At 33.8% G+C, this 9263-nt stretch carries 5 protein-coding genes and 1 pseudogene; 1 reads left to right on the forward strand and 5 read right to left on the reverse strand.

Annotation, left to right across the window (positions count from 1 at the left end):
• Positions 1 to 334: 334 nt before the first annotated feature.
• From nspC to BFI01S_RS19730, 5 genes are all read right to left on the reverse strand, one after another.
• Positions 335 to 1474, reverse strand: a complete 1140-nt coding sequence (nspC, locus tag BFI01S_RS19710) for a carboxynorspermidine decarboxylase (RefSeq protein ID WP_061794121.1) — start codon at positions 1472 to 1474, stop codon at positions 335 to 337.
• Positions 1475 to 1528: 54 nt separating this feature from the next.
• Complete coding sequence (locus BFI01S_RS19715; protein ID WP_061794122.1) at positions 1529 to 2269, reverse strand: hypothetical protein; 741 nt, start codon at positions 2267 to 2269, stop codon at positions 1529 to 1531.
• Positions 2251 to 4578, reverse strand: coding sequence for a B12-binding domain-containing radical SAM protein (locus tag BFI01S_RS19720; protein ID WP_061794123.1), 2328 nt, complete (start codon positions 4576 to 4578; stop codon positions 2251 to 2253). Before BFI01S_RS19720 ends, BFI01S_RS19715 begins: the two co-directional genes overlap by 19 nt.
• A gap of 536 nt (positions 4579 to 5114) precedes the next feature.
• Positions 5115 to 6116 carry a hypothetical protein gene (locus BFI01S_RS19725; RefSeq protein ID WP_061794124.1) on the reverse strand — a complete coding sequence of 334 codons (1002 nt, stop codon included), beginning with the start codon at positions 6114 to 6116 and terminating at the stop codon, positions 5115 to 5117.
• Positions 6117 to 6128: 12 nt separating this feature from the next.
• Positions 6129 to 7361, reverse strand: coding sequence for an aminotransferase class I/II-fold pyridoxal phosphate-dependent enzyme (locus BFI01S_RS19730; protein ID WP_061794125.1), 1233 nt, complete (start codon positions 7359 to 7361; stop codon positions 6129 to 6131).
• An 868-nt stretch (positions 7362 to 8229) separates the two neighbouring features.
• Here BFI01S_RS19730 and BFI01S_RS22695 point away from each other — a divergent pair.
• Positions 8230 to 9052: pseudogene (locus BFI01S_RS22695) on the forward strand (Tn3 family transposase); the annotation flags it as partial.
• Between the last annotated feature and the right edge of the window lie 211 nt (positions 9053 to 9263).

The raw sequence follows: 9263 nt of genomic DNA on the forward strand, positions 1-9263 counted from the left end.
GGGGATTATTTTACGCTTACTACTAATTGGGCAAACTGTAAGTACTACTAACAATGAGTAGACAACGTTAACTACGCCTAAAATATAGTCACAAAGTAAAGGATATACACGGAGTTCCTACTCAAGGTTTCTTACGACATCGCTCACGAACAAAAGATTAGCCCGAAACGGCTAATCTCCAGTGTAGGACTCTATAATCAACCACATTTTTTGAACGATAAAATAGAACCGCCTATGTGGCTCCTTATATACGGGGGTTTATGAGGTCGGATAATCATTTAGGATTTATCCGACCTCTCGATTTCTCCATAGCTCAAAATTTCATTTCATATACTTAAGACAATCTATTTTTATAATCATTATATTCGAACTTTCTTACAAGTCTATAACCTTCCTGGCTATTCCAGACGCCAATGGATGGCTGGGTAACACCATTGAACATGTTTTCCTTAACCATCGTATAGTGTGCAATATTTTTGATTATCACCACATCTCCTACCTCTAAATCATTGTCAAATGACCACTCACCAATATAATCACCTGATAAACAGCTATTGCCTCCAAGACGATATGTTGGTTTGCCTTCTTGAGGCTCAGTTGCTCCTATAACAGACGGTTTTAAGTTCAATAAATGAAAATCCAGCAAATGGGCGGAAAAGGATATATCGAGAATCGCTGTATTAATATTATTTGACGACACTATATCAAGTATACGGGTCACTAAATAGCCCGTATTCCAAACAAAGGCAGTACATGGTTCCATAATAATATCAAGCCCAGTTTCTGCTCTAAACTTGGCTATAACCTCCACTAAGTGGTCAATATTATACTCAGAAGAGGTCATTAAATGACCGCCTCCTAAATTAATCCATTTTATTTTTTTAATTACATCAGCAAATCTATTCTTAATTAATTCCAAAATGTTTTCTAAATCGTAAGACGAAGATTCACAAAGAGAATGAAAATGTAAACCATCAATCTCTCCTACTGTAGTTCCATTTAAGTTCCCCATTGTGACTCCAAATCGTGACCCTTGTATACATGGATTGTAAATATCATATTGAAGCGGTGAGCTTTCAGGATTAATTCGAAGCGCTACTTGAACGTGAGGAGCATTTTCTTTTATTCTAGGAAGAAATTTGTTCAGCTGCGCAATACTATTGAAAGTAATATGACTACTCAAGCTGAGAACCTGATCGAATTCTCCTGCTGAATAGGCAGGTATATACGTATAAGCGCTTGAACTCAGTTGCTCCTCAATCAATTTCGCTTCGTTCAATGAACTAGCAGCTGCTTCAAATCCATATTCGCGTAAGATATGGAAAACTCCCCACATTGCAAATCCTTTGAGGGAAATAATTATTTCTCCTCCAGTTCTTTTTTTTACCTCATCAATAATTTTTAAGTTATTCCTAAAAGCATCTTCATCAAAGACATAGCTTGGTGTGGGTATAGATTCAAATTTGATTGACATAACTTCACTTCTCTTCTATTAGGGATACAATGAACTGAGTAATTACTTTATATTTTAATTTCTCGGTGCAGTAAAATGATTAACAAATTTTATAGCATCATCCTTTGTATTCACAATCAATCGATATGTTGACATCATGGATTTACTTTCCTTCATATCTCTAACCTTAACAAATCCTGCTTTTCTCAACACATACGCTCCCGAATCAGAATAAGCCATAGAACAAATTTTCAGTGGTAAAACTACCTTATTTGATGCAAACCATTTTTTAATCGCTCTGCTGAACAAATGATTTACAATGCCTCTATGACGATAGGAGTCTCTAATTTGAATATTTGAAATATACCAGGTTGAACAATATCCATAATTTTTGATGTTTGGGATGTCACTCAAACCAACATCCTCTTCAGAAATAGTCCCGTTTGCAAGTTTTTTAAATATTCTTCTTTTTACTGGCCATATACTAAAGATACCGATAATTTCATTTTTAAAGATTAGTATATAGATGCCATTAGGATATCTTTCCCATAACGCCAGGTATTTCTTAAACTCTATAGTGATATCCTGATAAGATTCACTGTCCATTTCCACGATTTCTAATAACTCCTTTTGGTTCTCAACAGCTTTTAATTTATATTCTGGCATATGAACAGGAATTTGTTCAGCTACTTCTAAAAGTGTATTAATTGAGTATCTGCTTCTTCTCTTGTAACTAAAGATAAGATAAACAGAGAGTAAACATAAAACCATTAAAATTACTAGGGATAAAACCCAATTTATAGAGTTTTCATCCATCTGTTAATCTTTCCTTCCAGAGGTTCGTGTATATAATTAAATCTTTTAGCCATATAATTCGCACCCTTCTGGGTTCCCATTTCGGTAATCACGTTGGTAAATCCTATATTTTTCAATTGCTCATGTGCCAACTCCATGATCTTATCACCAATCTTTATCCGATTAATGGAGGGGATGCTAGGGGAGGTAAAAAACCAACCCAAATCACTCATTAATTCTCCTTGCTTTCTATTTTTCGGTATACAAAAAAGACCGCCCAATATTTTCCCTTCATTAGATATTGCTAAAATATGCTCATAGACTCGTCCGGATTTCCCAATAGCACCTAACAAGGTGTGTTCTGCCGGACGTGAAACCGTAAAATTGTCCAAAAACTCGCTATTTTCAAAGGCAGCCTGAAATGCCATTTCAATTTCAGCCCAATGATTTACAACATATTCGTTATCTACAAATTTAATATTGAAATCCTTGTGTCGTTTAGCTAATTTCCCTTTTTCATTATCAAATTCATAATCCATAAAAGGGTTAACTGTTTGAAAATGCTCTTTGAATAAAAGTTCATGACAACTATCAGCAACAGACTTCCAAAGATTTTGATATTTAATATTCGGCGACAAAATCTTTGTTATTTCCTCAAAAGTACTGTCAATGCTTTCAAAAAATATTCTCCTTTCCGAATCAGTTTGATTGGACATAGAAAATTCAATATCCTCCATATTGCACCTATCCTCAGAAGCATCGCTTATCTTAACGTTATACAGTTCTGGCTTCTTCCAAACTGGTGAAAACGGCGTTAGTAGAAACACATTGAAAGAAACAAAGCATGGAATTTTTTTCAATGTTTCAGATGCATCTTTAAAGAAGTTTAGCGTAATTTCATGATCTTCTATAGTTTCTCCCGGGAAGCCGAATAATAAGCAAAAGTGCAGACCAATGCCAATTTCTGATGCCAATTCAACAATTTTTCTTGCCTGATTAACATACTCTACAGGATCTTTTGTTTTCTTCATTAACTCCAACACTGTAGGACTTGTAGTTTCCAAACCCATCCACAATTCTCGGCATCCCGAGTCATACATAAGCTGCAGGGTTTCCCTATCCAACCCTTGATCAATACGTGTACGAAGAGACCAAATAAAATCATAGGGACTATTTTCAAAGGATTCTGCAATATCCCTAGCTTGTTCAGGAGTAGCTGCTTCATCTAACAAGAATAAATGCTTAACTCCGTACTTTTCATAATATGTATTTATTCTCTGTGAAAATTCATGTGTTGTGAGAGACACATTACGACCTTTAAATGAATTAATTGAGCAATACGTGCACTTGTACCAGAAACACCGGTTTGAATATTTCTCAATGATAACTGGGTGCGGAGAAAAATAACGATTAAATTCTATGTCCTCATAATCTGGAACAACATTTTGTTTTGTATATTTTTCAATCAAAGGTTCCTCGCTAACAATGTTGTCGGTTGACTTGCAATTTATAGCTAGACTTTGAATGGAGTTAATTTCTTTACCACTTAATATATGATTAACGAATGTCAAGAGAGCATCGTCATTTCTAACCATGAATATACTGTCAAAACCCAAGAATGCAAAATGATTGTTTTTTAAACTATGCTTGATCCGGGCAAAAACCAATTGGTCAAATCCAAACCCTGAAAAACAAATATGGCTACTTGGATATAGTTTTTTTAGAACTTTTGTCAGAGTAGCCAAATGTGGAAACTGTACGGCATATAATGCTTCGATCAGAATTACTGGTGGTGCAGAATCTTTCAATTTAGCGGAAAGTACTTTTTCAAAGATCGCAATAAAAGGATTCCTTTCTTTATCGTACGAAAAATTATCCATTCTGCTGAATGAAAGATGCAATTCATCATCGAAATGATAAGTAGTATAGAGATTGTTCGGGAGAACTCCATAAGAATAATAGAAAAGATATTGAAATTCTTTAATACGTTCATTAGCCCATGCCAATGCATGTTCATCGTAGAATATCTCCTGGTCTCGATAGTACCTTTTGACTGTCTCAATGGAACTCAATAAGTAATTTCTTTTATCATTGAACTCTTCGTAAGTCATATTAGGTGCGTTTACCTTGTCACAGTGTATCGCGTACTCAGAATTATATGTAAGCCCCTCAATGAGACTAGGGCTTAATAAATAATCCCATACTTCAACATTCAAATCTAACTGTGTGCAATTAATTTCGTTTTTTTTCAGAAATGCCGTAATAAATGGCGTATTTATAGGTGGTTGCGTAGGAAAAAATTCAAATGAGCTTAGTACTAAACAATCCATGTCTTACCTCCTGAGATATTAGTATGAACTCCTTTTAGTGTATTTTCGATTAATTTGGATACACTAAAGTTTGCTCTAAAATTCCTATTTTTTTGGTCATCCCCGTTTCTTCCCCCATCATATAAATTTGTTTTAACTTTTTTCTAGAGTGGGGTTATCTGGTATAACTTTTTGGCTAATGAGCTATGATTATCTTCAAATTCAACGTAATTTTTTATATAAACATTATGGATTTATTTTTACAAACGCTACACCCATATTTCCATCGGTTAATCTACCCAAAAGGGGATATTTGGTGTCTTTTTCCACCCTAATTAGAAAATTAATAATATTTGAGTCGAAAAAATACGGACTAATGACGAAACGTCTAGCTAATTTATATAAATCATTCTGTACAGGATTGTAATACTGAAAGTCATAATAATCAGACTCAATAAATTCCTGTGCCACCCACATTTCTGTGTCAGATTTCACAATATGTTCAAGGTAATTAATCCATTCATCTTTGTTAGTTCTACTACCCGCTATAACATCCTTTACATAAAACGAATTGCTTTTTTTAAAACAAACTGTTCCTGCTTAGAAGTCAGTAATTCAATGAGATCATAAGCTTCATTATTGTAAATAACCTTTTTATTTTTACTTATAACAAAAGTCCAAGGTACGTACTCGCAGATTATATTTTTTTCAACATCTGAAAAAACAAATTCATGCGAATTCGCTACTTCATAGAGATATGCTAGGGAAAGTTTACAATCGACAACAATATCTTTAATATCAGAAAGAATAATCGTTTTTGAATTGTGTATCTTTACCAAAAGCTCCTCAAGATGTTTGGTTTTACTTGGCATATCTTTCAACGTGGAATACATATACAATAGTTGAAACTCATTTTCCCCATCAGTAACAACACCGTTATTGTCCCAAAGGGTTTCATGAGACCGTATAAAACATTTAATGTCAGAGTTTTGATTAATCCAACTTGCAGTTTCCTGTGCAATGTCTTTATCATATTGATTCATATCTGCATATATCATAATTGCCATTTTTTTAGATGAATCACTATCTGAAATATATATTTTGAAACTCTCTTTAACAAATTCTACAAAACTATTTTTTCCATCCATTAATTTATAGTTTGAATATTTCTCTTCCTGCATTTGTAATAGTAGAGTCTGTATATAATCTATTTCATAAAACCCTTCGATCGCTGAAGAATCATAATTAAGCTCAATGATCTTAGGTTGACCATTTTTAATGATCATATCAGGTCTTGCAATAAAGGGTAAATTAGGTGATTCCTTATATAACTTAATAATTTCTTGGTGAGAATGTGAAAGGTCATTTCGTTTATCTATATTGGCATGGGAAATTACTCTTGCCATTTTTAATATTTGAGCAATATCCTTCTGCCATTTTTTTAATTTAGTACTTTGTATGTCTAAAAAATTAAGTGCAATGTCGTCATCTGAGAAATATGCTCCCAGACTGTCCAGACTTGTCCTAAAATTTTCATACTGTGTTATCATATTGCTCATTGGTTTCCTCCTTCAACCTTCCTTGCATATGTTTAAAGTGCGTGCTATGCCTTCAAATTTCTCCAGCGAAAAATGGATTTGCTCTTCACTTAAAGCAGAAGATGCGTTTATTCGTAACCGAGCTTTAGACAGAGGAACTGCTGGGAAAATAATTGGATTTACATATATACCTTCTTTATGAAGTAATTCTGCAAATTGAAAAGTCAAAGAACGGTCACCTATCAATATCGGTATGATAGGGGAATTGGAACTCATTGTATTTAAACCAATTTTTTTCAGGCCTTCACGAAGTAACTGCTCATTTCTTTGCAACTTTTCCATGATAATAGGTGAATCCTCAAGAATTTCAACAGCTTTCAAAAGACCTGCCACAATGGGGGCAGGCAGAGATGCTGAAAAAATGTAAGGATTGGATCCATATCGGAATAAATTAATCAGTTCTTTTGAGCCAGCTATATAACCACCTAAACCCGGAAGCCCCTTGCTTAAACTTCCTGTAATCACATCAGGCATTTTAGACAATTTAAAATATGAAGATGTTCCTCTACCACGTGTCCCTATCGCGGCAATGGAGTGAGCATCATCTACTATTACAGAGGCATTATATTTTTCAGCCAATAACATAATCTGATCCAGATTACAGATATCTCCATCCATGCTGAAGACTCCGTCAGTGACAATGAATTTTCTTTTATAGAGGGGTTCTTTTTTCAGTAGGCTTTCCAGTTGATCCATATTGGAATGCATAAATTTAATCATTTTTGCCTGTGAAAGTTTAATTCCATCCACAATCGACTGATGATTCAATTCATCTGAGAAAATGATATCTTCCTCATTACATAAGGCTGTTATGGCTGCTATATTTGCAACCAATCCACTACTGAAAGTTACAGCATCTTCTGTTCCGAGAAAAGATGCAAGTTTTTTTTCAAATAGGCAATGTATGTCTAGTGTCCCATTGAGTAATCGAACCCCACTAGTAGATGTTCCATATACTTTTAAAGCCTTTTCTGCTTCTGAAATAATATCCGGATGACCATTTAAGCCTGAATAATTGTAAGAACCCAAATGAATCAGCTCATCATAAATCTCCTCCGTACCAAGTGAAGCTTTTACAGTATTTTTTGACATTCCAGTTGTTTTTCTCGGTAGTAATTTAACATGTCCAGTGGATGATAACCAATGATACATCATCCTTAATCTGGCTCTTGTGTGAGTAGAACTTTCAATAATTGAATTCTTCATATAATAACTCCTTTAAAAATACGATTTTCAAACTATTCTCTTTTATTAACTTAGAATTTTCAGTGACGTTAAACATTATCGGCGCAAATTAAGTCCGAAAAATATAGAAGCAAAAAAAAATTACAACGCTTTCATTCTATGTAATTATAATTACCAAATATAGTATATATATATATATTCGAAATATTTTGTGAGATTATCTAAGAGGTAAGATGAATAGTATTGATGAACTTTTTTCGAGGTAATATGATTATTTTCTAATTTTAGGTGGTTTTTCCTTCAAGCCTTGGCATAAGCACAGCAGGAATATTTTTAATCAATACTTCTTTGGGACCGGTTTCAGGAATTGTTTTTAATACTCTATTTGTAGTTATGCTCTCTCTTTCTACAACTTCTAAATAATCACCTAAGTACGTTAAACTATATGGTCTTTAATCCGTCTAAAAAAGGAAGGTTTTCAGAACTATCTCCTCCTAAACTTACATTTAGCCAAGTCTCGCATACATATATTCTCCTATCTTGTAAAGGGACTATACTTGAAGGGCCTTTTAAACCAGATGCAAAAGGGGCAACGTCTAAGTAATTTCCAGGTTTCGTTATGTCTTTAATTCTTCCAGCAGTTGTCTAAGAAACTAATAATCTTCCATCAGGTGTCCATTCCATGTGTGAAGGGATTATTAGGTTTGGAGTTCAACTTTCAAATTAAGTTTTGTTAAAGTAGTCTGATTTACTGAAACCTCCCTAATATTTATTATTGCACAAAACAACACCTTTATATTATCACAATAATCAGATATTTAAAACCCATAAATTTGTAAAAATGGTTTTTTATAAAAAATCTCATCTGATATATCTTTTCAAAAAATAGGGTGATGGAAAATCGGCTGCTGCGGATGGAACAAATTTGATCTCTATGAAGAAAACTTAATCTCTGAATACCACATAAGATATGGGGGTTATGGGGGGATTGCTTATCATCATGTTTCAGATACTTATATCGCACTTGCCACTTCATTTCATGTGGAGTATGGGAGGCAGTCTATATTATTGATGGTTTGTTAAAAAATATATCAGACATTCAACCAGATACATTACATGCAGATACGCAGGGTCAATCAACACCTGTATTTGCACTTGCACATTTATTAGGGATTAATTTAATGCCTCGTATTCGAAATTGGAAGGATTTAAAATTTCACAAGGCTGATAAGGACACACAATTTCACCACATTGATTAATTTTTTAGTGATACCGTTGACTGGGAACTATTTGAAACACACTCGCAAGACCTTCTCCAAGTAGTTCTTTCTATCACCGTGTTTTTGCTTAAATATATATCTGATATAAAACTAAGAGAGCAAATTGGTGCTAGTACAAACAAAGTCGAAGCCTATAACAGATTTTCTAAATGGCTATTTTTTGGTGGCGATGGAATTATTTCAGAAAATAATCCAGAAGAACAAGAAAAACGAATTAAATATAATGATTTAGTTGCCAACGCAGTAATATTTCAAAATGTATGTGACATAACACTCACTTTGTGGGAACTTTCTAAAGAAGGCTATGTATTTTCAAAAGAAGATATTGTCATGCTTAGCCCATATTTGACTATGTATATAAAACGTTTCGGGGATTATATGATTGATTTAGAAGATGTCCCACAACCAATCGAGGGAGATATTCCTGTATAGTATATAAAACAAAAAAGGGTTGTAAATGGTAATTTACTCCATGCTATGACCCTTTTTTACACGTATCTCGGTCGTACCCCTCATTCAATCAAAGAAATAGAAAAAGCTGTTGTCATGGTTTGCATTGACCATAACAACAGCTTTAGTAAACATCTTTTTTACAAAGTAAACAACTTTATTTCCAAGTAAAGAACTTTTTTTCTATTGTACA

This window comes from Cytobacillus firmus NBRC 15306 (genome assembly GCF_001591465.1).
Lineage (GTDB): Bacteria > Bacillota > Bacilli > Bacillales > Cytobacillaceae > Cytobacillus > Cytobacillus firmus.

Coding starts and splice junctions, on each gene's coding strand:
- nspC (WP_061794121.1), bottom strand. CDS start 1,474: ATGTCAATCAAATTTGAATCTATACCCACACCAAGCTATGTCTTTGAT.
- BFI01S_RS19715 (WP_061794122.1), bottom strand. CDS start 2,269: ATGGATGAAAACTCTATAAATTGGGTTTTATCCCTAGTAATTTTAATG.
- BFI01S_RS19720 (WP_061794123.1), bottom strand. CDS start 4,578: ATGGATTGTTTAGTACTAAGCTCATTTGAATTTTTTCCTACGCAACCA.
- BFI01S_RS19725 (WP_061794124.1), bottom strand. CDS start 6,116: ATGAGCAATATGATAACACAGTATGAAAATTTTAGGACAAGTCTGGAC.
- BFI01S_RS19730 (WP_061794125.1), bottom strand. CDS start 7,361: ATGAAGAATTCAATTATTGAAAGTTCTACTCACACAAGAGCCAGATTA.